Genomic DNA, 1,175 nt, shown 5'->3' with positions numbered 1-1,175 from the left:
TGAACCCGCCGCAGGGATCCCTTGTTAAAAGCTGGGAAGCGTAGGTAGGGGTACTGCTCCTTGGCCTGCCGCAGCTCCTGGAAGGCGGGGGCCAGTTGATCTTTGGGGGAGATCCCTGTTACCACACACCAGAGCTTGGTGCGTGTCAAGGCCACAAAAGCTTGATTGCGCCGGCGCAGTTGCTCCTCTACACTTAGCCCCGGCTCGGTGACGTTTTGAAACTGGCAGACGTAGACTTTCCAAGCTTCGTTGCCCTTGGCCCGGAAAATCCCCGATAGGGTGACATGCCCCGGCAAGCGGAAAATATCCCGATCGGCATCTTCGCCGGCAATGAGGGCGCTAATTCCTCTTTGTTTGAGCCTGGCCTTTAGGCTTTCCCAGTAGGGTCTGCTCCCTCTGAAGCTGGCTACACTCGTAACTAGAAGATCTTCCGGCCGGAAACTCCACTGCTTCAGGTCGCGCTCGATCTGTTGGGCAATCCAATTCTGCTCCTCTTCCTCAGAAGGGAAGGTGCGCCAGACCAGCAGCGACTGGGAATCCACCTTGGGATCAAAGTTTTCTTGATCGACGGGATGGCAAGCCTTGCGGGTGAGGGTAATTGGGGATCCAGGCTTACGAAAATCACCTTCTACCACTTCGTAACCCAAGTTTTCCCACTGGTCTTTTTGAGTGACCCCCTGCAAAGGCTGGCCTCCACGCAGAAGACCCATGTTGATGGCATGGGCAGCCATGAGGATGATGTTTGGAGTGCGGTAGCAATGACGCAGTACGATGGCTCGCCCTCCCAACCGCACTTTGGGTTTGCCCGTCTCGTCGCGCCCGAATAGCTCGGCTGCCCCTGGCACCGTCAACGAGCCAATGCCCTGGGCTTCGTCATAGGCCCAGTAGAGCCGCTTGGGATCCCGTAAAGTTCGATAGGCTAAACGGTAAAAGGCAGGCGGCAAATCTTGACCTTCATCGATCAAGATGGCGTCAAAAAGTTGAGGGATTTCCTTGGCTTCTTTTTCTAACTCTTGGCAGACGTAGTCAAAGGGCTCCGTTGTATAGTCATTTTTATCCCTCAGCTCTGCCCTTGCCTGCTCCAAGCTTTTGGGCAGCAAGCCACATTGGTGAGCGAGCAGGCGATAAAACCCAAGCTGATCCTGGGATCCCCAGGCATGCATCACCCGAAGCTT

The 1,175-nt window shown here is 55.5% G+C and carries 1 protein-coding gene; it reads right to left on the bottom strand.

The features are described from left to right. The coding region (locus tag NW858_RS04010) for a DEAD/DEAH box helicase (protein ID WP_414519896.1) at positions 1-1,166 on the bottom strand (1,166 nt) is incomplete at its 3' end. Positions 1,167-1,175 lie beyond the last annotated feature (9 nt).

The sequence above is a fragment of the Synechococcus sp. H55.10 genome (assembly GCF_047502715.1).
In the GTDB taxonomy this organism is placed as follows: domain Bacteria; phylum Cyanobacteriota; class Cyanobacteriia; order Thermostichales; family Thermostichaceae; genus Thermostichus.
This window is presented reverse-complemented; position numbering and strand designations above follow the sequence as displayed.